This window comes from Anatilimnocola aggregata (assembly GCF_007747655.1).
GTDB lineage: Bacteria > Planctomycetota > Planctomycetia > Pirellulales > Pirellulaceae > Anatilimnocola > Anatilimnocola aggregata.
Genome location: NZ_CP036274.1, coordinates 680,244 through 704,304, shown reverse-complemented (window position 1 = coordinate 704,304; position 24,061 = coordinate 680,244). Strand labels below are relative to the sequence as shown.

Below are 24,061 nucleotides of genomic sequence, written 5' to 3'. Positions count from 1 at the left end.
CGCTACGCTTTCGCTGCCAGCCCGGTGAGAGTGCCGCTACTGGAGCCAAACTTGTCGCTGGGAATGCCCAAGCGATGAAGCATTGAAAGATAAAGATTGCTCAGTGGCGGTGGCGATTTAGGATCGAAGGCCAGATGCTGGCCATGATTGAAGCCGCCGCCGGCAAACAGAATCGGCAAGTTCTTGGTCGAGTGATTGCTGGCGTTCCCCAAATTGCTGCTGAAGTAGACCATCGTCCGGTCGAGCAGCGACTCCCCCTCTTCCTGCGTGTTCTTTAGCTTGGAGAGCAACTCCTGCACGGTCTTCATCTTCTCGAGCTCAAGAATCTTCAGCTGCTCGATCTTCTTCGGATCCTGCCCGTGATGCGACAGGTCGTGGTGCCCCGCTGAGATCCCTTGAATCGGCGGCACATTGCTGGTGCCGAGCAGCAGCATGGTGATCAGCCGCGTCGAGTCGGTTTGAATGGCCAGGTGAATCAAATCGAACATCAGGCGGTTCTTGCCGATAAGATCGGCCGAGTTCATGTTGTTCGCGGGCTGCTTGGCATCGACTTTCGGCTTGGGTCGATTCGCCCACTCCTGCTGCACCACCATCCGCTGTTCGAGTTCACGCACGCTGGTGAAGTACTCGTCCAGCTTTTCCCGGTCGCGCGTGCCGATGGCCGGATTCAATTGCTTCGCCTGGGCGTGCAGCGTATCGAGGATGCTCTTACCATTCCGCAGCCTGCGCTTTTGGGATTCGACTTCGTCGGGCCTGCCATCGAGAAACATCTTGGCAAAGACACTGGCGGGATAAAGGTCCGGCGGCACGAGCGCTCCGCTGCGCGTCCACGACAACCCAAAGCCTTCGGCCGATAAAGACAAACTCGGAAAGCGCGTTTGGCCTCCCAAATGCTCCGCGGCAAATTGATCGAGCGAAATCGAGTTCCGAAAGCCCGCACGAATCTCGGGATGTGGTGCGGCAGTCAGAAAACTGAAGATTGAATCGTGGCTCGAACCAACATCGGGATGGGACAAGCCCGAGATGACGGAGAAATCGTTCCGCAGTTCGGCGAGCGGTTCGAGATAGGGCGAGAGTGTGTAGTCGCGACCCGTATCGGTGGGAAAGAAGTAATTCGGATTCACGCTCAGCGGTGTGCAAATGCAGACCATTCGCCGTGGCACAACCTTTTTCTCACCCGCGCGCAACTTGGGTTGCAGCGCGTCGAGCATCGGCAGCGCGAGAGTTACGCCCGCAGCTCGCAAGAACGAACGGCGTGAGGATTGATTCAGCAAACGCGTGACTGCGGTTGAAGTGGCCATCGCGAGTCTCAACGGAGAGAGGTGGGCTGCCGGGGAGCGGTGCCTGCAGAATAGCGTACCGGGAGCGATCAATTCAAGTTTATTGATGGAAGAGTTTGGGCCAGAATCCGTGACCTATGTTTGTGCGGCACGCTGCGCGCGCATTGCGGGCGCTGGTCGAATCGTCACAGAGGTCTTGCGCGGAAGTCTCGTTGCATGCGATACCTGGAAATTTGCTCGGTTGCCTTGATCGTGCTGATCGGTTGTCAATTGCCGGCCGCCAGTGCTGCCAACGGCCGCGGCGAACTCACGATCGAGGCGGTCGATAAAGACACCGGCAAGCCGCTGGCCGTGCGGATGATCCTGCGCGACGTCCGCGGCAAAGCGATTCGTCCGCCAACCAAGACTCCCTTTTGGCACGATCACTTTACGTTCGATGGCACGATCACGCTCGATCTCGCGCCGGGCAGTTACACGTTCGAAATGGAACACGGGCCCGAGTACAAGACTCGCTATGGCAACTTCGAAATCGAACGAGGTGCTGAGGATACGAAGGTCGTCGACCTGCATCGCGTCGTGAACATGCGCAAGGAAAAGTGGTACGCCGGCGATTTACACCTGGCGCGCGATCCGGCCGAAGTCGAACTGCTGATGCGGGCGGAAGAGTTGGATATCGTGGCCGATGTCACCTGGTGGAATAACAAGAGCCTGTGGGACAAGAGGCCGTTGCCGACCGACCCACTGCTGCGATCCAGCGATGGACGCTTCGCACAAATTCTCGGCGGCCGCGACGAGCGGGCCGGAGCTTCACTCCTGCTGCTGAATTTGACGAAACCCTTCGCGCTCGGAGCAGCAGGTCAGGAGTTCCCCAGCCCCTTCGCCATCGTGGGCCAAGCGCGCGAACAAGCAGCAGCACATATCGCCGCCCGCAGTGCCACGCTTTGGGATTTGCCCGCGCTGGTAGCCGCCGGGCAATTGGATTCCCTCGTCGTTGCCAGTGAGTCACTGCAGCGAGACGAAATCCAAGCACCAGCCGCGTGGGAGAAACCCAAAGACGGCGCGCTCTATCCGGGCACGACCGGCGCAGGACGTTGGTCGCAGGAAGCTTACTTTCATCTGCTCAATTGCGGACTGCGCATCGCTCCCGCGGCTGCCAGTGGCAGTGGGCTCACCACCAATCCAGCAGGCTATAACCGCGTTTATGTTTACTGCGAAGAGTTCTCGCCCGAAGCCTGGTGGGACGGTTTGAAGCAAGGTCGCGTGGTCATTACGAATGGTCCACTCCTTCGTCCGCTCGTGAACGAACAGCCTCCGGGACATGTCTTTCAAGCAGAGAAAGGGCAGACCGTTGAACTCAGCATCGCGCTCAACCTGGCGACGCGCGAGAAGATCGAATATTTGGAAGTGATTCAGAACGGCAAAGTTGTCCACGAAACTCGGTTGGATGAATGGGCCAAAGCAGGCGGGCGGCTGCCGACCGTCAAGTTCGACCGCAGCGGTTGGCTGATGATTCGCGCGGTGACCAACGCGGCGAAGACATATCGCTTTGCGATGACTGCCCCCTATTATGTTGAGATTGGCTACGAGCGAACGGTGAGCAAAAAGTCGGCCCAGTTCATGCTCGATTGGCTGACGGAGCGAGCCCGCCGGATCACGCTCACCGACCCCGAGCAAAGACAAGCCGTGATGCAATTCCACCGGCAGGCCCGCGACTTCTGGCAGCAGAAGGTGGCGGAAGCGAACGCGGAATAGTGCTAAGGGGTCAAGTTGACAGGCTGGAAGCCTATCCCACGAGTGACAGCTGACAGGTTTTGGCATTCTTGGAACTTGCTATTTGCCGATTTTTGCAAGTTCGCTATCGTGCGCATGGTGTGTCAGGCTTAGCCGGGCGGGCTCCCTTTGCGCGACGATGTGCAAGGTTGGCCAGCTGGCATGATGCGACGTGTTGAGCCTGCAGTTTGTCAGGGAGGACGGATGTGAACTCACTCAAATCGACTTGCGTGATCCTCGTGCTGGCCGGCGTGCTGTACGGGGTCTACGTCACTCTCAATGGGCCTGAAAAGTCCCCCTCGAGCTCTCTCTCGCAGCAACAGCTGACCGAGATGCAGCCCCCCGCAATTGACTTTGGTCAAGGCGCGGCCAATGGACAACCGTCGTTGCCGCCGCTAATCGATTCGCCACCTGCAGCCTCGACGATTCCCGTCGTCGATCAGCAAGGAATCGCGCCAACGAGAGACATTCCCGCCTACTACCCGGCTCCCGAGCGCAGTGTTCCGCCGCTGGTTGAACCCGTAGAAGCAACGATTCCAGAAACTCAGCCGAGTGGACCTGCTCCGTTCGCTACTGAACCGTCTGATCCCAATGCCGGGTCGTCTACCTACACTCAACCAACTTATTCGCAGCCAATCGAGCCATCGCAACCTCAGACTGCGCCTGCCACTCCAACGACCGCAGCAACCACACCCGCGCTCGAAGCCCACAAGCTGAAGCAAGCCTGGCTGCTGGTCGAGCGGCACGTGCAGGACAACAAGTTTCGCGACGCCCTCGCGGAACTTTCGCCGTTTGCCAATAACACCTACCTGACCCCAGCTGAGCGGCAACAAGTTCTGACCTGGCTCGATGCGCTGGCGGGCAAGGTGATCTACAGCAACGAACATCACTTCGGCGAACCCCACCGCGTGGTTGGTAAAACGCAAACGCTGTACGAAGTATCGAGCATGTACAAAGTCGACGCGCAGCTATTGATGAACATCAACTCGGCCGTCGTGCGCGATTCTGCAGTGCTCGTGCCGGGAACCGAATTGAAAGTGATTCCCGGTCCGTTTCGTGCGGAGCTCAGCGTTGCTGCTGGCGAATTGACTCTCTTCCTGGGCCCGCTCTATGCCGGACGATTCTCCTTCACTGTTGGTGATGAACAACCGCCAGCCGGTACTTATCAAGTGCGCGAGAAGAGCCGAGAGAAGTTGTATGTCGGTCGCGATGGCCGCCAATTGGCCGCCAACGATCCGGCTAATCCTTACGGAGGCTGGTGGCTCGATTTGGGAAACAACGTCTCGCTGCACGGGAGCCCCGCGACCGCCGGTGGTCCTGCCTTGGGCTGCATTAGCTTCAGCCCGCAAGATGCGCAAGACCTGGCCAGCATTCTGAGCGTCAGTTCAGAAGTGGTCATCAAGCCGTAGAATTACGGCGCAGACACGAGCGGTTGCCAATACGACCGCAGCCCGAAGTCGGCGAACATCTCGGGCTGCAGCAATTGCGCGAGGAGTTCGAGCGATTCAATCAGCCGCGGCCCGCTGCGATTGAGGAGCCCGTTGCCATCGATGGCAAAGACCCGTCCCGTGCGAAGGGCGGTGAAGTTCTGCCAACCGGGTACCTGGTGTAGTTGTTCGGCTTCAATCAGGGTGCGTGGCAAATTGAAGCCGCACGGGGCGACGAGAATCACCTGCGGATCGAATGCTGCCACTTCTGCCCATGTTGCATAGCGGCTGTGCTGGCCAGCGATAGCGAGGCCACTGTCGCCACCGGCCAGGTGAATCAGTTCCGGCGTCCAATTGCCAGCTGGCATCAAAGGTGCGACCCACTCGATACACAAGACGCGCGGTCGTTGACGGGCAGCGAGACTGTTCGTGCGGCTGGCGATGGAATCAATTCGAGCGCGATAGCCAGCGACCAAATCTGCCGCCCGGGACGGCACTCCCGTGGCTTCACCAACGCGCGCAATGTCGGCAAGGACATCGGCGAGCGACAAGGGATTGAGCGGCAAAACGCGCGTGGCGCGCAGTTCTGGGCAATCGTCACGCAGCTTCAAGACATCGGCCAGACGAATTGCGCACACATCGCACTGCGCTTGCGTGACGATCAAGTCGGGCTGCAGCTGGCGCAGGAGTGGTTCATTCAGTTCGTAGAGTTGCTCGCCACCAGCGACAAGCTGTTTCACCTGCGCATCGATGGCGTCGCTGGGTTGACTGCTATCGATGCGGGAGTGCGTGGCCCGCGGCAGATGCCGGGCACCGACTGGCCAATCGCATTCGTGACTGACGGCCAGCACTTGCTCCCCCAGCCCAAGTGCGAAGAGCATTTCCGTAGCGCTCGATAGCAGCGAGACAATTCGCATGAGGAGCGGCTATTTCTTTTCCGCTGGCTGCTCTTCGGCCTTTTTCTCTTCGGCCTTTTTCTCTTCGGCCTTTTTCTCTACGGGCTTCTCGTCTGCTTGCTTTTCGGCTGGTTTGTTCTCAACCTTCTGAGCATCGTCCTTGGGCTTCTCGTCGGCAGCCGGCTTCTCTTCGGGCTTCTTCTCTTCAGGCTTCTTCTCGTCGGCAGGCTTTGACTCTTCTTTTTTTGGTTCTTCCTTCTTCGATTCTTCTTCCTTCTTATCGTCCGACTTCTTGGGCAAGTTCGAATCGGTGGCAGCATCGCTGACGAGTTTAGCCAGGTCGCGAATTTTGCGGCCGCGCTGATGCTTGTCGAGCATCTCGTTCAGCACAAAATCGGCAGGGAACGGCTTGTCGAGTTGCGAAAGCAAGTCGCGATAACGTTCGACCGACTCGACAAGCTCCTCCGCTTCGGGATTGGCCATCAGGTCGGGGAAGTCGGCGTAGATTTCGGCGAAGGCCTGAAACGAGTCTTCGTACAGTTTCTGCACATCGCTGAAGCCTTGTCCCAGTTCCAGCTTGCGGTCGGCTTCAAACACCTTGGCCCGTGCGGCGAGCATCCGCGGCTTGCTCTCTGCCCGGCAGCGATCGCGCCAGTATTCGAAATTGACGATACCGCGATAAATCTTGATGTACTGTGCCAGCTTGGCTTCCGCTTCCAACTGGTCGGCCAGTTGCAGAGCACGCACGCGGCCAGGACCGGTCACCTGGCTGGCCACCTCTTCATTCCGCGGAATGATTTGCTGCGGAGCCGAGCCAAGCTTTTGATATTGCTCGGACGTTAGCGTTTCAATTGGCTTATCGAGCAGGGCGCGCACATCTTCCGGCAGCGCTGCTTTCTTTTCGGCACTCAGTTTTTCGCGCACACCGGGAGCCAGTTTATCGAGTTCTGCGGCGGCAGTCTTCATCCGCTGTTCGACCTCTTCCAGGTCATTCAAGCGGATGTCGAATCCCGCCGAGGTGGGAATGAGTCGGTTGCCGTAGACCTGCTTCACTTCCTTGGGCCCAGATTTGTCGTCACCGCCGTACCACATTTCGGAGGCACTTTCCCAGGCGACCTTGGCACGATCGCCAAAGTGGCCATCCTTCTCGATTGCTGCGGCACCATTGATGAGCGACATCGGCGCACCGCTATAGAACAGCAGCGGAGTCTTGCCGCGAATCGGCCGGCCCGAGTTCAGGGCGGCGTCCATCGCGCGATCGTACCAAAGTTTCGCGACGAGCCAGTTATCGGGCTTGCCGTCGTAACCCTTGGCCGCGTATTGATCGACATCGACCCCCGCATCAAGGAACAGCTTGTGGAATTCCTTGTCGTCGCGGAACAAGCGGCGGAACTGCTTGGCTTCGTCCGAGCGGCCGATCTTTTGCCCAGTGAACCAGCCGACCTGATTGAGCAGGCCCGGTTCGTCGCGGTTGTATTCGGTCCCTTGAATCAAAAACGCGATACCGTTCTTCACCCATTGGTAACGGTAGCGATAGTCGTCGAACTCGACCGAGACGTTGTACGACAGATTATGTGCCTGGAAGTCCCACACTTCCAGATCGTTGGGCTGCAAGCGAATGATCTGCTCGACCGTCGCTTCCAACTTATCCCAGTCTTTGACCTTTTTGTAATGATTGGCGTATTGCCACAGCACACTGACCGCCACCGGACGCATGCCGAGCGTGGCGAGTTTCATTGTGGCGCTGGCTGGATCGATCTCTCCCAATTGGGCTTGCGCCAGGCCATGTTCGGCGCGCATGCGGGCCAAGGTGCCGCCGGGAGTACCGACTTCGCGCACCTGGCCACTCTCGTCCTTCGTGCGCGTGAGTGTAGCGGGCTCGCTCAAACGCGAGAGAGGAATCATCAGCAGCGCAATCGCAGTGATGTAAACAACTTTGCGAGTAAGAGATTGGTTCTTGTTCACGCGGCGATCTCCCGCGACTTAAGGAAGAAGTAACCAGCAAACGTCGCACAAGCGGCATAAACGAGAGCCATCGTCAATTGCCGCAGTACGACTGCCGGATAAATATCGATACCATTCGCCACGAACTGAGACGAGTCGAACTGCGTTAGATCCGGCAGGATATAGGTGAGTCCGTACATGAAATACATCAGCGTGCTATCGAACCCTTTGATGATGTTCATGGCAATGGCGTTCATTTCCATATCGGTCGTTTGATTCTGCTGAGTGACCAGCCGAATGATCGACTCGATCGGCCCGCCACCCTGTTCGGCGCCCGTTGCGACATTGCGAGCGAATTCGCCGAACAGTCCCAACACCACACCCGCGTTCGTCGCCAGCAGGGCAATCGGCCCACTGAGGAAAGTGCTGAACATCACACCGAAGCAAGTCACCAGCAACATCTGCAGCCAGATGCTGAAGTAGGCCTTGATAAAGTTCAATTCGAAGATGCCATCGGACGGACGGAGGTAGACGTCGGCCTGCGCTATGCCGAAGTACTGCGAGGGCTCCGCGCACTTAATGATGACTTGAATTCTGCCATCGTCGCTTACATAGTCGAACGGATCGATTTGATACTTGGGATTCTCTTTGTTAATCAACTTGTAGTCCGAAACGAATTCTCGCGATTCGAATACGATTGGGCCGCTTTGTCGTACGCGGGCAGTTTCATCGGGGTTGCGCAGAATAATTTCGCCGAGCACGCCACGTTCGATGTTCCCCTTATAGGTGCGAAACACCTGCAGGTTGATTTCCAACGGCAGCCCGTTGGGATAGCGCTCTTTCGTGATTCCGTCAAACGTCCAAATGGCGGCTGCCTTGGTGTTGTAACCACCCTCGATATAGCCGCGATAGCTCCATTCGTCGCCGACGCTAATACCCCCCGTGACGCTCGAGTTGCCGCTGGAGTCGATAACTTGAAGCCGGCCATAAATGGGTGCCTTGGCTTGCAGCATGCCAAGTGGCGGACCAAGCGTGAGCTTGCGATCTTTGCCGGTTCCGGTCACTGTCACTTCGTGTGTATGCCCCATCACCGTACTAGCGGTGGCTTTGCCGTTCTCGTCGATCACAATTTCGTGCTGGTGGTGATAGTTGTTGGTTGTCTCACCTTTTTCCATCGTGGTCGGGGCACCGGTCTCATCGACGACGGCTTGAAAGCTGTCGGTGACTACTTCGTGCGAATGCGTGAGGCCGCGCAAGATGAAGACGTAACTCACGGCGCACATGGCGAGGAGCATCAGCGAACCAATGCCCATGAAGCCCATGATGCGGCCCAGTACCATCTCACTCGCCCGCACCGGCTTGGTGACGACGGTGTAAATGGTACGGTTTTTGATATCGTTCGGAATGCTGAAGGTGCTGAGAAAGACCGTCATCAACAACAGCAGATAGTTCGTCGTTGAAATGACGAAGCTCAGGTAGAGGCGCGCGGGGTTGCTGTTTTTTACATCCAGGAACAAGCCGGCGACGAGCAGCACCACCAGGAACAAACCGAAGGCAATTAGCACGCGATTGCGAACCGCCTCTTGCAGCGACAACTTGGCAATCGCCAACGTGCGCCGGAGCGAGAAGCCCGGCGCATCTTCGGTAAAGACCGAGAGGATCGAGCGCGAAACCAGGTAAAAGGCTTCGCTGGGCCCGCGCGAGAACGAGGCAATCACGAACCAGAAAAACGGCACCAGCAGCGCGAGGGCAAAGATGATGATCACCGCGCCGATGGCAAAGCCCCACTTGTCGGGCTGTTGCCAGTTGTAGGCACTTCCCCACAACCATTCGTAATAGGTGATTAGTCTGTTTTCGAAGGAAAGCATGGCACTGATTTATTCAAAAGGCGGCTGATTCACGGGCGGCTGCAACCAGGTTGTCGCTGGTGCACACGAAGAGCGCACTTACGAGTTCGGGGCTCGCTTGCCCGGTCGGGCTTCGCTTTCGCGCACGATATTGAGGAACAACTCTTCGAGCGACAGCGTCGGCCGCTCGACGGCCAGCAGCTCGGTATTGTGCCGGGCGAGAACCGCCCGCAGTTCCGCTTCGCACTCGGGCGTGACATTCCGGGCCCGCAACTGCATCACGTCCTGCACGGTGAGGAGTTCATCGACACGGCCAAGCTCTTTCAATTCGCCTTGATGCAAAATCGCGATTCGATCGCAGACATCCTGCACATCGGGCAGCAAGTGGCTGCTCATGACGATCGTCTTGCCTTGATCGCGAAGCTTGAGAATCAAGTCCTTCATCTCGCGCGTGCCGATGGGATCGAGACCGGAGGTCGGTTCGTCGAGCAGAAGCAGCTCAGGATCGTTAATCAGCGCTTGGGCCAGACCGATGCGGCGGGTCATACCCTTCGAATATTCCCGCAGCTGACGGCGCCGGGCCCAGTTGAGCCCCACCATGTTGATCAATTCGTTGATGCGGTCCTTGCGGACCTGCGACGGCATGTTGAACAGCCGACCGTAAAAGTCGAGCGTCTCTTCGGCGTTCAAAAACTTGTAGAGATACGACTCTTCGGGCAGATAGCCGATCCGCTCGTTCTTGGTGACTTCGGTCGCCTCTTTGCCAAAGACCAAAGCCCGGCCATTGGTCGGAAAAAGAAGCCCAAGGACGAGCTTGATGGTGGTCGACTTGCCGGAACCGTTCGGCCCGAGGAGACCAAAGATTTCGCCACGGCGAATTTCCAGGTCCAAGGCATTTAAGGCTCGCACTTTGGCCCGGCCCCAAAAGTCTTTGTAAACCTTGGTGAGGGTGCGGGTTTCGATCACCACTTCATCGGTAGTGGCGGGGCGAACCGGCGATGCCGGCAGCGTAGTAGCAGCAGTCATAGCAAAGAGGCCAAAGAGAAGCAGAGCGGGATGATGGAAAACAACTGCAAAAATGAGTGGCCCCGCCTGAAGTGCGAGGCAAGCCGACAAGTTTATCAAATTCTAGCCAGCAAAAACGGCGGGCGGCACTACTTGCACCTGCACGCAGTACGCCCGCTAGCGGAAGAAAGTTCAAAGTGAAATTGTAAAATTGCCAATCGGTCAAGAGACGTTTTTACAACTGCGGGTTGGCGATCCAGCTAGCGGGGGGATCGATGGAAGCTTGGCACAAATTCTCGGTTCGCTGCTAAACCTCGCCGCTTCAAGAGTTTGGGGCGATGGGCAGACAAGTTCGCCGTCAAATCCAAGTCTCCCCGCACCCGTTTTCGAGAAGTCAAGGCCGTTCTGGCACGCAGCGTGCAATAAGTTTGTTCCATCGAAGACGCCCCGGCGCAGGGGAAACGATGGAACGAACAGGCTTGTGGTGGCCAGCCGGCCGGCTGATAACCGTGAGTCCCCAGTCTTAACATGGAGGAAAGACGCATGCAGCACTTCCATCGCCGGAAGAACGACCGGTGATGACCCACTCGACGAGAACGGAGCGACCTCCCCGGGCATCTGGGTAGAACTGCCTGGCGACGAATCAACTGTCGCTCATTCAAAAAATCAATCCCGCCTGAAGGCCACTGAGAATTCCCGCTCTCAGTGGCCTTTTTTCGTTCTTGGACAATACTGCGAACCGCTTTGAACCCGCCGGCTGCCGCTACGACCGGCAAAATCGTTAAAGCCGCCCCAGATTCACCGTCGAAGAGTTATCTGACAACTCTCGGGGGGGAGCTATGCAACGTGTTCGAAATTTGGGAATGAAACTGCTGGCAGTCGTGCTGTGCGCAGGAATTGGCGTGCTTCGATCGACGGCTGGCCAAGAGCTTGATGCCGAATTCCCTGCTGCGGTCGTTTCGCACTCGGTGGCCGATAGCCTCGCCGAAATCGCGCCACCCTGTCCCGATTGCGTATGCCCCACTTGTCGCTGTGCGACTTGTGAATGTCCGGTGAAGCCGGCTCCCTGTCAGCCCTGCCCGCACGTCTCGACATTGCAGCCATTCTGGAACGTCAACATCTTCGGCACGCTGCAAGCCAACATGATGTACAACACGGCCCGCGCCGTTGCGCCGGGCATTCCCATGTTTCTGGCGCCGGGCGCAGTTCAGCCCGAGAACACGGTCGATATCTTCGCGCGATCGAGTAGCCTGGGCGCGCTTTTCACTGGTCCCGATGTGGGCAACTTCAAAGCGGGCGGGTTAATGCTCGCCATGTTCTACAACGATGCGCTGATCGTCGATCGCTATGGGTTTCTGCCATTGCAGGCGTTCGGAGAACTCCGCAACGAAGACTGGCGCATCGCGGCGGGCTTGCAGTTCAACGTTTTCTCTCCCAATTTGCCGACCATGCTGACCTTCTCGTCGCTGATTGCTTCGGGCAATGCAGGGAATAACTTTCCGGGACAATTCCGCGTTGAGCGCTATTTGCATCCCGACAGCAATTCGCAGTGGACCATTCAGGCAGCGCTCTCCGATCCAATTGCCACGGGCGTTGTTTCCCAAACACCCATCTCACAGATCATCACCGGCGCACCACCGCTGCGCATCAGCGAAGACAACGGTTGGCCAAACATCGAAGGGCGCATCGCCTACGCGACGGGCGAGCTCAAACAGGAAGGGCTCGAACCCAAGCGTGCCTTCGAAATTGGCGTCTCGGCAGTGGGTGGGCAACTGCGCACCGCCATCCCACTCAACCCCAACGTCGTGGCCAATACCTACGGCCTGGGCGTCGATCTCCGCTGGAGAATCAACGAACGTTGGGGCATTGTGGGCGAAGGTTTCGTCGGCCAAGGGCTCGGCTTCTTGAATGCCGGAGTGCTGCAAAGCACCAACACCATGACGTTCAACAGCATTCGCACCCGCGGGGCCTGGGGCGAAATCTATCACTACCTTACCCCTTGCCTGCACACGCACGTTGGCGCGGGCTTCGACGACCCACTCGATGCCGACCTGAACGTAGCTCAGATCACCTACAACCAGACGGTCTTCGGCAACCTGATTTGGGACGTCACCCATCAATTCCGCGTCGGCTTCGAAGTGACGTATCGCGAAACCGACTACGTCGGCCTGCCGAACAACCAAGGGGTCGGCCTGCAAACGCAAGTGCAATGGACGTTCTAACGCTGTCAGTTCGTGCGGTCGATGAACGGGCACTTAGCGCGCGTTCGGCGCTGCGGCAACCTGCAACGGACGCGGCATGTTTGCTGACCAGGCAATGATCCGCTCGACAATCTTTCCTTCGGCAGGAACCTGACCAACGAGGGTAAACCTTCCCTGCTGCAAATGCGAACTCAAACGCTCGACCAGTTCGGTAGCCTGACGCAATAAGTCACCTGCCTCAGCGCTGACAACAGGTTGCGACAGCAGAATCACCGCGTCGGCGGTTCGCTCGCGCGTCATCCAGACGAGTTTCCCTTGGTCCGCTTTCAGCAAACGGCCGTGAAAGTAACCGCGGCGCAATTGCCCGGCTGAATTGAATTGCACTACCCGCTCGCCGCCAAAGAACAGGCTGAAACTGCCATCGCGGCGAAAGCCCGCCACCACAGGCTCTTCTTCACCGGGCAGAAGGTACTCCGCGCGCTCGACGAGGGCGGTCGCTTCGCGCAGCAAGTCTTCGCGATCTGATTCGTTGCGAGCCATATTGGGGTTACTTCAATTCGGCAACGGGAATGTTGGCGGTTACTTCCTGAACCAACTGCTGTGCCCGGCGATCACGCAGTATCCGCCGAACCAGACTGACGGGAAAGATCAACGACCAACCGGCCCGCAGCGAACCATAGACTGTAAATCGCGCGTAGTCAGTACCAGCCGGTTGATAGAATAGGCCACGCCGAATTTCATCCTGTACGGCTTCCTCGAAGATTGTTTGCATGCAGGCAATGGGATTGTCGCCGAACTCTTCATCGAGTCGCAAATACGCCTCTGCTTGCGGCGCGGCGCGCTCGATTAGCAGTTGATGAATCTGAAACAGCTGAGAAGGATCTGAAATCTGTGGCAACTGATAGAAAGTGCAATATGCCGGTTCGGGTAATCCCATCAGCACAGGGGAATTGTTCGTTTGCACAACCTCCCCGTTTCGATAGCGGCGGAAGATCTCTACATACAGGAACACATGGGGCGTGCCGACAACTGTGAGTGCAGTAATGACCGCTGAATCGAGGGTTTGTCGATTTACGAGTGAGGCGACGTGGCTTACGACATTCTTCATGCCCTGCGCCTTCACACATAGCAGCAGTTCGAAACCAACCCGCTGCAATGCGAGATAAGAATTCGCAAAGTGAGTAAAGAGGACCGGCGGCATTGTCTCCGGCGCGGGAACAAACACTTCGGCTTGGGGACGAAGGGAGAACCGCTGCGTAAAAAACAAACTGATCGGCACAAGGAGCACGAATGCCAGGAAGATAGCGCCAATGACAACGAGGGTGACATAGTCAAATTCCATGGGCAGCATTTTAATCGGCTGCTGACCAAAGGCTACGCACAAGCGGCGCGATTTTATGGACTACGTCTTCTTTCGTCTCGCGCGCGTGGCTGCTGCCTTCTTGGCAGACTTTACCCGGGCCGCTTTGGGACGAGCAGCGGCGGCCGCGCCACCTTTCTTGCCACCCTTTTTCGCCGGGGCTTTGTTTACCTTTTTGCCCACACCCGAGCCAGACTTCTTGCCGCCGCCAGTCATGGCATTGACAGTAGCCCAAGCGCGGGCCTTGGCGGTTTTCTTCGGAGTGCCGCGATCTTCGTAGCTGTCGGCAATGTGCTCAGCTTGCCGCTTCTGCTTATCGGTGTATTTGGATTTATCACCGCGGGGCATGGTAGCACTCCTGCTGCGAATCGTAAGCAAGCTGATGCGCAAAAAAGAACTGCCCCACAATTAACAAGCGAACTTGCCAATCATAGGGCAGAACTTGGTTGATGAGCCAGCGTCCCTCTTTTGGGAGTACGCCGAACTCACCTATGTATTTAACGCCGAACTACGGATTGACCGGAGCGGGGACTGAGTCGTTAACCTTGTCGATCTCAGCCTTCTTGGCATCTTCCAGGTCGCGTTTCTCTTCCAACTCATTCTTCTTGCCTTCGATGGCTGCATCTTGGACGTCGCGAACTTCTTCTTTCACATTTTCCTGGGTTGCCTTTTCGGCCTCGCGTACATCGCGGGCTGCATCCGGCACACTCTGTGTGCAACCGACGAAGGCCAAACCGAGCGCGGCAATCAAACCAAAAGTGAACTGTTTCATGATGGAAACTCCTAATCGACTGTTGCAGCATCGAGGCAGGCGCTGGCAACGAATGTTTCTTGTCACAGGCCTCGCTGACGGCTGTTGGGTTCCCGTCACGAATTCGTAGTTATGCAAGCTGCGCGCCACAAGCGAAAACAAATTGAAATACGCTTGTTTTGCCGGCATTTTTGCGAACAAGGCCCGCTGGCGTGCTTCGCACGCGTTCAGCATGCTTTCTGGACGATCAAGAACGATTGAAATCGTTATGGGGAGGCCTGATGCAGTGTGGGGAGCAATTCCGCGGCAAGAAAGAACGAGCCGGTGATACAAACGAGATCATCGGCTTGGGCCAGTGCCCGAGCGCGTTGCCATGCGGCTTGGGGTTCAGCAGTCAATTCAAGCTGCGGCGAGTGACCGCTGCCAAGGAGCGCCTGCTGGGCCCACACACGCAACTCTTCGGGCTCGACCGCGCGTGGATTGTTGACGAACTTCGTCAGCACCACGTGATCGAACTTCGGGAGCAATAGTTTCAACATGCCGCTGGTGTCTTTGTCGCGACTGCTCGCAAACACCAGGATCCGCCGCCGCGCGATGAAACGCTGCGTGAGTGCCTCGATCAATGCCGCGATCGAAGCCACATTATGAGCGACATCGACAATCACTGTCGGCCGCTGCTGCAGGACTTCGACGCGCGCGGGACACTTCGCTTCCCACAGGGCCTGGCGAATGGCGGCATCGTGGATCGTAAACCGCTGGTGCGGCAGTTGCCGGACAGTAGCGATTGCCGTCGCGGCATTGAGGGCCTGATGTTCGCCAATCATGCCGATCGGAAGTGGCCCCAGTTGATAACTGGCAGCAGCGGGTCCGCCAGGTTCGCGATAAAGCAACTGCGTGGCAGCTGACTGTTGATCCGTAAGAATCGAGCTGGTGAAATCAACGTCCCGCTGAATCAACGGGGAGTTCTGTTCCGCAGCAATACGCTCGATTACCTCACGCGGTTCGGCTTCGCAGACGCTCGAAACAACTGGTATGCCGGGCTTGATAATGCCGGCCTTCTCGCGCGCGATCGCGGCCAGTGAGTTACCCAACTGCCGAACGTGATCGAAGCTGATGCTCGTGATTGCGCACACCGTAGGGCGGCAGATGTTGGTCGAATCGAGCCGACCACCGAGTCCCACTTCTAGCACGACAACGTCGGCCCGCGAGCGGGCAAAGTGGAGCAGCCCCATCGTCGTGGTGATTTCGAAAAAAGTTGGCGTGCGATTGAGCGGGTCGCGCGCTTCGAGTTGATAAGTGGCGGCTTGCAGGTCGGCCGCCAGGCGAACGAACTCCGGTTCGCTGCACGTCAGCCCGTTGATGACGAACCGCTCTTCGAGCCGTTCGAGATGGGGCGAAGTATAAAGCCCGGTGCGATAGCCGGCAGTTTGCAGGATGCGGGCGACCATGGTCGCCGTCGAGCCCTTCCCCTTGGTTCCCGCCACATGCACGACGGGCATGCCGATGTGAGGGTCGCCGACAATTTGCAGCAGCTGCTGCATCCGCTCGAGCTTGAGCCCGCCGGTGCGATAGGGGATTTGCGTCGTCCGCTCGTAATTGATGCGACCGAAGAGAAATTCCAGAGCCGAATCGCGATCGACGACGGCAAGCGTGGCGGGCATAGGGTTTGGCGACCAGGGACAGACGAGCGAAGGTTGTTATCCTACCCGTGAGGTTGCCAGCTGTCGTGCCGGGTAGGCAAAAATCGCGGCAAAATCGCTACGACCGTCCCAGTCTCGGGATTTTCCCCATCTAGTTTCACTTGCCCGCTTGCCGATATTCTGAAAGAGTGATCGCGCACGATTGGGCAGATCGGGCCGGCGATGACTGAGGGGCAAACCGATGATGCGCGCCATCTTGATGATCGCCGGCGGTTGCTGCGTGCTCTTGGCCTTGGCCGGAGCAGTGCTGCCGGTGTTGCCGTGCACTCCCTTCGTGCTGCTGGCTGCGGCCTGCTTTGCCCGCAGCAGCAATCGGGCCTTGCGCCGCCTGCGTCGCCTACCGCTGCTCGGGACTGTGCTTCGCGACTGGGAACAACATCGCGGCATGCGCCCCGCTGCCAAGTTCGCGGCGCTCTGTCTGGCGCTCGCCACCCCGGTCATCACGTTCACGCTCAATCCGCAGCTCAGCATTCCGCTGGGCGTGTCACTACTCGGCGGGCTCGTCGCCGTGATTGTGGTCTGTCGTTTGCCGACGGTACGACGTGCCGTGAGTGAGGATGCGACCGCCGACACGGCCAAGATCAAGAGTGGCCGCAGCAACAAACTGCGCATGGCCGCTTAGCCTCGCAGCAGTTTCTATTTTTCACTTTCGTCGGCAGACAAATCGGCGGGGACGAACTTGCCCCATTCCGATTTGAGCAAGTCGCTGAACGAGAACTTCAACTTGTCCTGCTGCTTGGCAAGTTTCTTGTTCAAGCTGGCGACGAGTTTGGGACGGCGCGCAGCCAGTTCGTCGGCGAGCATGGCACGGGTATCATCGCTGAGTGAACGAACCAGCGGGCCATCGAACTGTCCGAGGCGGCGCAGTTCGAATTCGGTGATCGCGAAATCGGCGTCGGTGACTTCTGGAACGATGAAAACATCTGGCGGGAACTTGGTCGGATCGAGTTTGAGCGCGATCTCGACAGTGCCGCGTACGCGGACTTTGGCATCAGCTTCGGCACTTGTGCTCAGCAGTTGCACGCCATGCTCCCATTGAGACATCCGCCCGAAGAGCCTTAGCTTCGAGATCGCTGTGAGTTGCAGGCGAATTCTATTCCCTTCAAGCTGTTCGAGTTTCTCCACGCGAACCGCGAAGTGCTTATCGGGATTGAGAGGCGTAACGCGATAGCGAGTCCACGTGCCGTCGTTCGCTTCTTTCCAGCGACGGCGAGTTTCGATCTTCAGGCCATCGCGCTCGACCTTCCAGCCAGCGAAGGTGCGGGTCGTGTTTCCCCAGTTCTTGCTCTTCTCATAATCTTCGGGAAGTTGATCGCGGACGATCTCGGTCACCCAGGTCTGAAATCCTTCTGACGGTGTGAATGCAGACTCGGGCTCTACTTCCGCGGCCAGGATGGAGCAAGGGAATAGGCAACAGAGCGCAACGTAACCCAGCAACGAGCAAAAGAAGTGGAGAGAGTTCATGCTCGAATCATCCGTGGTGAGCTTGCTTGTCGCTGGTGCCAGTGATTGCTAGGCTGCGTGCGAGTAGTCTGTCGCAAGTAAAACGCTACAGTAGCCTGCAACAAACGGAGGCTTGGTGTCAATGTCGTTTGGCGTCGCCCTGATCGGCACGGGCTTTATCGGGCCCATCCATCTCGAAGCACTCCGCCGCGCGGGCCAGCAGGTGGTGGGAATTCTCGGTTCGTCGCCGGCGCGCTCGCAGTCTGCGGCCGAGAAATATGGCATTCCGCGGGGCTATGCGTCGCTGGACGAACTGCTGTACGATCCCCGGGTGCAGGCGGTTCACGTCACTTCCCCCAATCGCTATCACGCCGAGCAAACAGCTGCGGCCCTGCGAGCGGGCAAGCACGTGCTCTGCGAAAAACCGCTAGCCATGACGTCGCAGGAATCTGCCGACCTGGTGAAGTTGGCAGCTGAGACCGGGTTGCATGCCGGGGTCTGTTACAACGTTCGCTTCTATCCGCTCTGTCACGAAGCGCGTGCGCGAGTGCTAGCGGGCGAAGCTGGCAAGTTGCTGCACGTCACCGGCTCGTACGTGCAAGATTGGCTGCTGCACGAAACCGACTTCAACTGGCGCGTACTGGCCAGCGAAGGTGGTCCGCTGCGAGCAATTGCCGATATCGGCACGCATTGGCTCGACCTGATTCAATTCATCATGGCCGAAGAAGTCACGAGTGTGTGTGCCGACCTGCAAACGGTCCATCCGATTCGCAAGCGACCGCGGGGCATGACGAGTGTCGAAACCTTTCAAGCGGACCGCGCGACCCCCGTGCACGACGAAGAAGTCTCCATCGATACCGAAGATGCCGGCAATATCCTGCTGCAATTCGCCAGCGGCGCGAAAGGAAATCTACACGTTTCGCAAACAACGGCCGGCCGCAAGAACTGCATTCGTTACGAATTGGCCGGAAGAAGTGAATCGTTAGCCTGGAACAGCGAACGCCCGAACGAACTTTGGATCGGTCAGCGCGACCGAGCCAGCGAACTGCTCGTGCGCGATCCAGCACTATTGTCTCCGCTAGCGCGCGGGATCGCAGCCTACCCTGGCGGACACAACGAAGGCTTTTCCGATTCCTTCAAGCAACTATTTCGCTCCTTCTACGGCAGTCTCGATAAGCCGGCCACTAGCGCGGCGCAACCATATCCCACCCTGGCGGAAGGGCATCGCGAGATTCTGCTCTGCGAAGCGATTCTGAGGAGTCATGCGTCAAGGGGTTGGGTTGAGGTCTAAGTGGGATGGATCTGCGTTCTAGGTTCTGAGACCAGAACTTCGCAAGCGCTTGCCTGAGAACTCAGAACTCGTTCATCGTTGATCGCATTGGGAGTCAGAAAAAATGAAGCTCGGTTTTGTCACCGCCATTCTCGCCGATCTCTCGCTCACCGAAGTAGCTGCGTTTGCCTCCGAGAATGATTTCGAATGTATCGAAGTGATGTGCTGGCCCGTAAGTAAGGCCGAACGACGTTACGCCGGTGTGACGCACATCGATGTCACGGATATGACGCCGGCAAAAGCGAGCGAGGTGCACAAAGTGCTGACGACCGCGCGGGTCGAGATCAGCGGGCTCGGGTATTATCCGAACCCCCTTTCGCCGGATGCTGCCGAAGCGGCGAAATGCGTGGAACATCTCAAGAAAGTAATCGTTGCTGCGCCGTTACTCGGCCTCTCGCGGGTAAACACCTTCATTGGCCGCGACTGGACGAAATCGGTCGACGACAACTGGCCTCGCCTCATCGAAACGTGGCAGCCGATCGTCGCCTTGGCGAAAGAGCGGGGCGTGAAGATCGGCATCGAGAATTGCCCGATGTCGTTTACGAAAGATGAATGGCCCGGTGGCAAGAACATCGCCACTTCGCCTAAGATCTGGCGGCGCTTGTTCAACGATTTGGGCAGCGAACACCTCGGACTTAATTACGATCCGTCGCACATGATCTGGCAGCAGATGGATTACCTGCAGCCGCTGCGCGAGTTCAAGGACCAACTCTTTCACGTGCATGCCAAGGACGTCCGGATCGACCAGCACAAGTTGAACGACGTCGGCATCCTCGCTCATCCCAACGAATATCACACCCCTAAATTGCCGGGCCTGGGCGATGTGAACTGGGGTCGCTTTTTCTCGGTGCTCAGTGAGGTTGGCTACCGTGGGCCGGTCTGTGTCGAAGTCGAAGACCGGGCCTATGAAGACTCGTTGCAAGCCCGCCAACGCTCGCTGCGGCAGAGTGCCATCTACTTGCGGCAGTTCATCGGACGATAGTCCGTTCCTATTTAGCCCGACGCGTCAGCGAGGGAGCTAAATGAGCAGATATTCACCGTCAAATCTCAGGTTCCGGAGGTCGCATCGTTCGAGCTGCGAACGGTCGATTGCGCATCACCCTCGCTATCGCGTCGAGCTGGATCAGGCCGAGCCCGCGCCCGCATGGTGACCGCGCGGGTCTTCGGCTATTCTGGAATGATGGACCCCGTTAAGCCTACCGATTCGCCTGCGCCAGCCTCGACGCCCCTGCTGGCGAGTACCACCGACGTGCATGATGCCGCGCAGCCTCAAGTGAGCGACGACGGAACCGTCCGTTACGAACCGAGTGCCGTCACCGACATCACGGGGGACGATCGCGCCGCAGCTGGTCCTCGCACCATTTACTATGCCGTGCGTTTGCCCCTGATTTTATTCCTGCTCAGTTGCGTGAGCATCTTTATTGCTGGCTGTAGTCACTGGTGGCCGCAGGATGTCCTCACCGCCTGTCTTAACCAGCTAAACCTGACGCCTTTGCGGCGGAGCATTCTGGCGGAGTGGCCCACGGGGCTGGCTTTCATGTGCAGTTTGCTCGGCATTCTGCTCGCGCACGAAATGGGACATTTCGTGATGACCATGATCTATCGCGTGCGAGCCACCTTGCCGCTGGTGATTCCATTCCCTCTATCTCCCATCGGCACCATGGGTGCCGTGATCGTCATGGAAGGCGGGAAGGCCAACCGTCGTGAGATTTTCGATATCGGCATCGCCGGTCCACTCGCCGGCCTCATCGTGGCGATTCCCGTGCTTTGGCTCGGCATCACACAACTCGATCTGCAAGAGGCCGCTTACGGCATCGTCTCAGTCAAACCGCCGCTGCTAATGGATTGGTGGCTGCAGGCCGCCCATCCCGGCAGTTGGAAATCAGGCGCTTGGCTCGGCCAGTTGAATCCCTACCTCATGGCAGGTTGGACGGGCCTCTTCTTCACCGGCCTGAACATGTTCCCTGTCGGTCAACTCGACGGCGGCCACATTACCTATTGCCTGCTCGGCCGCCGTGCCCATTGGCTCGCCCGCGGGTTAATGGTCCTTACGTTCGCGTATTTTGCTTACACCGGCAACACAATGTTGATCTTGATGGCCTTACTGGTGATGCTGATGGGAACGGACCACCCGCCAACCAGCGACGACACAGTGCCACTCGGCTGGCCCCGCATCATCCTGGGCTGGGCATCACTGATCATCCCCATCGTTTGCCTCACCCCCGAAGTCATGGCCATCCGCTAGTTTAGTAGTGTGGGCTTCAGCCCACGCACCTGGCATCAAACACAACGTGGGCTAAAGCCCACGCTACAGGTGAATACAATGTCTTCACGCTTCTCCGCTTCGCTGCTGTTCATCGGCCTGCTCTCGACTGCCACGCTTGCTCTGGCAGCCGAGAATCTGCCGATCTCGCCGCTGAACAGCCTCTCGCTGGTCGATCCCGCGGGCATTCCGGGCACACTCATTGTGAGTGGCGGCGGAGTACCTGCGGACGACGGGATTCGCGCGCGGTTCATGCAAATCGCCGGCGGCAAAAACGCCAGGCTGGTGATCATTCCCACCTCGCGCCCGCGCTATGAGTTTGAGAAAGACACGCCGGAGTTCGAACTGAAATACATCGAACCGTGGCGCAAGTACGAGCCCAAAAGCCTGACAATCTTTCACACCCGCGAAGCGGCCGAAGCCAACAGCGACGAATTTGTGAAGCCGCTGCAAGAAGCCACCGCTGTCTGGTTCTTCGGCTCCAATCAGAATCTGCATGCCGCTTCGTACCTGAACACAAAAGTCGAAACGGAACTGTACAACCTGCTGAAACGCGGCGGTCTGATCGGCGGAGCCAGTGCCGGCGCGGCGATTCAAAGTCGCGTGATGATCGGCGGCGGCAAGGTCGTACCCGAGATGGCCACAGGCTTCGACCTGCTTCCCGGGGCCATCGTCGATCAACACTTCGTCGCCCGCAAACGGATGCCACGATTGCTGAAAGCGCTCGAGCAGAAGCCCGGGCTGTGGGGTGTCGGGATCGATGAAAAGACAGCGGTCGTCGTCCGCGGACGCAAGTTGGAAGTCATCGGCGAGTCGACGGCGACCGTGCTGTTGCCAGCTGGAACTGGCCGGCCGCTGCGCGAAGTGGTGTTGAAGGCCGGCGATACTCACGACCTGGTCTCACTCCGCCGCGCTGCCTTAGCGCGCGCGACGGAAGCTTACTTGCCCACCAAATGGCCCACGCCCGAAGTGAAGCAAGGTTCACTGGTGATTGTCGGCGGCGGTGGAATGCCGAAACCCGTTGCCGAAAAGTTTTTGGAACTGGCCGGCGGCCTTGACGCGCCGATTGTCGTCTTGCCCACCGCGCAAGAACCGGTAAAGCCCGAATTAGAAGGGGCGTTTCTCAAGCGACTCGGCGCGAAGAACATCATCGTCCTGCCGCAGACCAAGCGGGACGAAGTGGAATCGGCGGCCGTCATCGAGGCTCTCTCCACGGCCAAGGGGGTCTGGTTCGGTGGTGGTCGGCAATGGAAATTTATCGATGCCTATGCCGGAACCAAAGTCGAACCGCTGCTGCGCGAAGTGATTGCCCGTGGCGGTGTCATCGGGGGCAGCAGTGCAGGGGCGACGATTCAAGGTGACTACCTTTGCCGCGGCAGCCCGCTCGGCAATCTCGAAATGATGGCTGAGGGTTACGAGCGCGGCCTCGGCTACCTGCCGGGCGTCGCCATCGACCAGCACTTTGCCCAGCGCAAGCGGTTCGGCGATATGACCCAGCTGATGAAGTTCCAACCGCAATTGCTCGGCATCGGCATCGACGAAGCCACCGCCCTCGTCGTCCGCGGCAGCACCGCCGAAGTTCTCGGCAACAGCGAAGTCCACTTTTACGACTATCGAAGCGGCGAACCCAGCGGCGAGAAAGACTATCTCTCACTCAAGTCCGGACAGAAGTTTGATTTGGCGGAACGGAAGTTGGTGGAGTAGCGGCATTTTCAAGCGAGATTAATGATCGCTGAATTGAATGGAACGATTGATGTGGCTTGTGCAACTTATAGGCGATTCAACTGATCTCTCCATCCTCGCAAAGTCGTTGGTCGGTCCCACGGCTGAAATAACGTTTGATCGCAACGAGTATGTGCTGAAGTCGGATACCTTTGCCCCATCTGACAACGCAAATACAGTTCGCGCGAAGGCAGTTGAACTTATTTCAATTATCAGCGGAGCGATGCGATTAGCGCTCGATAAGCCCAAGTCAATTCGTGCCGATTCGGTATATCGTTGCCGGGAGGATGGAACTCGAGAAGTGGTCACTTTTGTGGAAGCAGGTATTTTTCAGTTAAGCCGATCGCGAAGGGCACCGAATGCAACAATACACCCGAACATTACCATTAAACAAACTCCGTCATCGACCAATGCAGTTCACGGTCGATCATTTAGATCTTTGATCGATCTAAAAGTCGCATGAGGCATCACGCCGCTGTCTACAGCCGAGCCAAGCATGTCGTCAATTTGGCCACGCTTCGTTGCGGTAATCTTTCCAGTTTTGCCGTCAACTAGGTAGCCGAAAAGGCGCACGCCCATCTTTTCCACAGGTACAGAGAAAACATATGCATCGTCGAACAAGCATACAAGATCGTACCTAATAGACGCGCCTTCACTCAACAACTGATCGTCCATTTTTTTTCGAGCCGCAGCGGGCGAAACCTGCAGTGCCGATGTTTGTTTTTTGTATTGGCGTGTGCCCACTACGCTGATGCGCTTACCTAGGGCGCCCAACTCGTCGGCAAACACGCTGGCGCCATAACTCCAAGCAACACAAACAGCAATTGTCAGCAGCTGATTGCAATGATACTGGAACCTGCGATCGATAGATTCACTGCTTAATTTTGTCATGATATGGTGCCTTGTTAAGTATTTTGAACTCGGCAAGCTTACCCTTGTTCTTTCCGCAGGTGTGCTTCTGCTTAACTACAATTGACTCAAAAAGATATCCGGTGCGAGAAAGAAATGATTGGCGATTGGTTCGCCGGTGCCCTCGTGTGCAGCCGTACTCGTGCAATGTGTGCCCGGAACGCAGTACTTCATGTTAGGCAGTTTCGCATATGTGTCCTCCCAGTATTTTTT

At 57.7% G+C, this 24,061-nt stretch carries 20 protein-coding genes; 8 read left to right on the top strand and 12 right to left on the bottom strand.

Translation table 11 applies throughout. From position 1 onward, the window contains the following. Positions 1 to 2 precede the first annotated feature (2 nt). Positions 3 to 1,301, bottom strand: coding sequence for a DUF1552 domain-containing protein (locus tag ETAA8_RS02645; protein WP_145084482.1), 1,299 nt, complete (start codon positions 1,299 to 1,301; stop codon positions 3 to 5). A gap of 195 nt (positions 1,302 to 1,496) precedes the next feature. Here ETAA8_RS02645 and ETAA8_RS02640 point away from each other — a divergent pair, with 195 nt between their 5' ends. Together ETAA8_RS02640 and ETAA8_RS02635 are read left to right on the top strand one after the other, a co-directional pair. Continuing rightward, positions 1,497 to 3,032: a CehA/McbA family metallohydrolase gene (locus tag ETAA8_RS02640; protein WP_145084479.1), complete on the top strand. Its 1,536-nt coding sequence runs from the start codon at positions 1,497 to 1,499 to the stop codon at positions 3,030 to 3,032. A gap of 224 nt (positions 3,033 to 3,256) precedes the next feature. Beyond that, positions 3,257 to 4,459, top strand: a complete 1,203-nt coding sequence (locus ETAA8_RS02635) for a L,D-transpeptidase (protein WP_145084476.1) — start codon at positions 3,257 to 3,259, stop codon at positions 4,457 to 4,459. Between the two features lie 2 nt (positions 4,460 to 4,461). Here ETAA8_RS02635 and ETAA8_RS02630 read toward each other — a convergent pair whose 3' ends face one another. From ETAA8_RS02630 to ETAA8_RS02615, 4 genes are all read right to left on the bottom strand, one after another. Further along, on the bottom strand, positions 4,462 to 5,394 hold the full coding sequence (locus ETAA8_RS02630) for a cobalamin-binding protein (protein WP_145084473.1): 933 nt from the start codon (positions 5,392 to 5,394) through the stop codon (positions 4,462 to 4,464). 9 nt (positions 5,395 to 5,403) lie between these two features. Then, the gene (locus ETAA8_RS02625; protein ID WP_145084470.1) at positions 5,404 to 7,338 is read right to left on the bottom strand and encodes a hypothetical protein; all 1,935 of its coding nucleotides are present in this window, start codon (positions 7,336 to 7,338) and stop codon (positions 5,404 to 5,406) included. Then, positions 7,335 to 9,185: an ABC transporter permease gene (locus tag ETAA8_RS02620; protein ID WP_145084467.1), complete on the bottom strand. Its 1,851-nt coding sequence runs from the start codon at positions 9,183 to 9,185 to the stop codon at positions 7,335 to 7,337. The genes ETAA8_RS02625 and ETAA8_RS02620 overlap by 4 nt, the downstream gene beginning before the upstream one ends. Before the next feature lie 78 nt (positions 9,186 to 9,263). Continuing rightward, the gene (locus ETAA8_RS02615; RefSeq protein WP_145084464.1) at positions 9,264 to 10,190 is read right to left on the bottom strand and encodes an ABC transporter ATP-binding protein; all 927 of its coding nucleotides are present in this window, start codon (positions 10,188 to 10,190) and stop codon (positions 9,264 to 9,266) included. A gap of 842 nt (positions 10,191 to 11,032) precedes the next feature. Here ETAA8_RS02615 and ETAA8_RS02610 point away from each other — a divergent pair. Then, entirely contained in the window at positions 11,033 to 12,391 is a 1,359-nt protein-coding gene (locus tag ETAA8_RS02610) for a hypothetical protein (protein ID WP_145084461.1), read from the top strand. Positions 12,392 to 12,424: 33 nt separating this feature from the next. On the opposite strand, the gene ETAA8_RS02605 is transcribed toward ETAA8_RS02610, so the two are convergent. The 5 genes from ETAA8_RS02605 to ETAA8_RS02585 form a co-directional block, all read right to left on the bottom strand. Continuing rightward, positions 12,425 to 12,910 carry a hypothetical protein gene (locus tag ETAA8_RS02605; protein WP_145084458.1) on the bottom strand — a complete coding sequence of 162 codons (486 nt, stop codon included), beginning with the start codon at positions 12,908 to 12,910 and terminating at the stop codon, positions 12,425 to 12,427. Between the two features lie 7 nt (positions 12,911 to 12,917). Further along, positions 12,918 to 13,721, bottom strand: a complete 804-nt coding sequence (locus tag ETAA8_RS02600; protein WP_145084455.1) for a hypothetical protein — start codon at positions 13,719 to 13,721, stop codon at positions 12,918 to 12,920. Between the two features lie 51 nt (positions 13,722 to 13,772). Beyond that, complete coding sequence (locus ETAA8_RS02595; protein ID WP_145084453.1) at positions 13,773 to 14,078, bottom strand: plasmid stabilization protein; 306 nt, start codon at positions 14,076 to 14,078, stop codon at positions 13,773 to 13,775. Positions 14,079 to 14,238: 160 nt separating this feature from the next. Continuing rightward, entirely contained in the window at positions 14,239 to 14,502 is a 264-nt protein-coding gene (locus tag ETAA8_RS02590) for a hypothetical protein (RefSeq protein ID WP_145084451.1), read from the bottom strand. Positions 14,503 to 14,747: 245 nt separating this feature from the next. After that, positions 14,748 to 16,142 carry a bifunctional folylpolyglutamate synthase/dihydrofolate synthase gene (locus ETAA8_RS02585; RefSeq protein WP_145084449.1) on the bottom strand — a complete coding sequence of 465 codons (1,395 nt, stop codon included), beginning with the start codon at positions 16,140 to 16,142 and terminating at the stop codon, positions 14,748 to 14,750. A gap of 220 nt (positions 16,143 to 16,362) precedes the next feature. Here ETAA8_RS02585 and ETAA8_RS02580 point away from each other — a divergent pair, with 220 nt between their 5' ends. Then, positions 16,363 to 16,803, top strand: coding sequence for a YbaN family protein (locus tag ETAA8_RS02580; protein WP_145084446.1), 441 nt, complete (start codon positions 16,363 to 16,365; stop codon positions 16,801 to 16,803). Between the two features lie 14 nt (positions 16,804 to 16,817). On the opposite strand, the gene ETAA8_RS02575 is transcribed toward ETAA8_RS02580, so the two are convergent. Next, the gene (locus tag ETAA8_RS02575; RefSeq protein ID WP_145084443.1) at positions 16,818 to 17,645 is read right to left on the bottom strand and encodes a hypothetical protein; all 828 of its coding nucleotides are present in this window, start codon (positions 17,643 to 17,645) and stop codon (positions 16,818 to 16,820) included. A 121-nt stretch (positions 17,646 to 17,766) separates the two neighbouring features. Between ETAA8_RS02575 and ETAA8_RS02570 the strand changes: the two genes are divergently transcribed. From ETAA8_RS02570 to ETAA8_RS02555, 4 genes are all read left to right on the top strand, one after another. Beyond that, positions 17,767 to 18,915: a Gfo/Idh/MocA family protein gene (locus tag ETAA8_RS02570; RefSeq protein WP_145100108.1), complete on the top strand. Its 1,149-nt coding sequence runs from the start codon at positions 17,767 to 17,769 to the stop codon at positions 18,913 to 18,915. A gap of 103 nt (positions 18,916 to 19,018) precedes the next feature. Continuing rightward, on the top strand, positions 19,019 to 19,936 hold the full coding sequence (locus ETAA8_RS02565; protein ID WP_145084439.1) for a sugar phosphate isomerase/epimerase family protein: 918 nt from the start codon (positions 19,019 to 19,021) through the stop codon (positions 19,934 to 19,936). Positions 19,937 to 20,131: 195 nt separating this feature from the next. Beyond that, positions 20,132 to 21,199, top strand: coding sequence for a site-2 protease family protein (locus ETAA8_RS02560; RefSeq protein WP_145084436.1), 1,068 nt, complete (start codon positions 20,132 to 20,134; stop codon positions 21,197 to 21,199). Positions 21,200 to 21,277: 78 nt separating this feature from the next. Further along, complete coding sequence (locus tag ETAA8_RS02555) at positions 21,278 to 22,921, top strand: cyanophycinase (RefSeq protein WP_145084433.1); 1,644 nt, start codon at positions 21,278 to 21,280, stop codon at positions 22,919 to 22,921. A 435-nt stretch (positions 22,922 to 23,356) separates the two neighbouring features. Here the strand turns inward: ETAA8_RS02555 and ETAA8_RS02550 are convergent, their stop codons facing one another. After that, positions 23,357 to 23,830: a hypothetical protein gene (locus ETAA8_RS02550; protein WP_145084430.1), complete on the bottom strand. Its 474-nt coding sequence runs from the start codon at positions 23,828 to 23,830 to the stop codon at positions 23,357 to 23,359. Positions 23,831 to 24,061 lie beyond the last annotated feature (231 nt).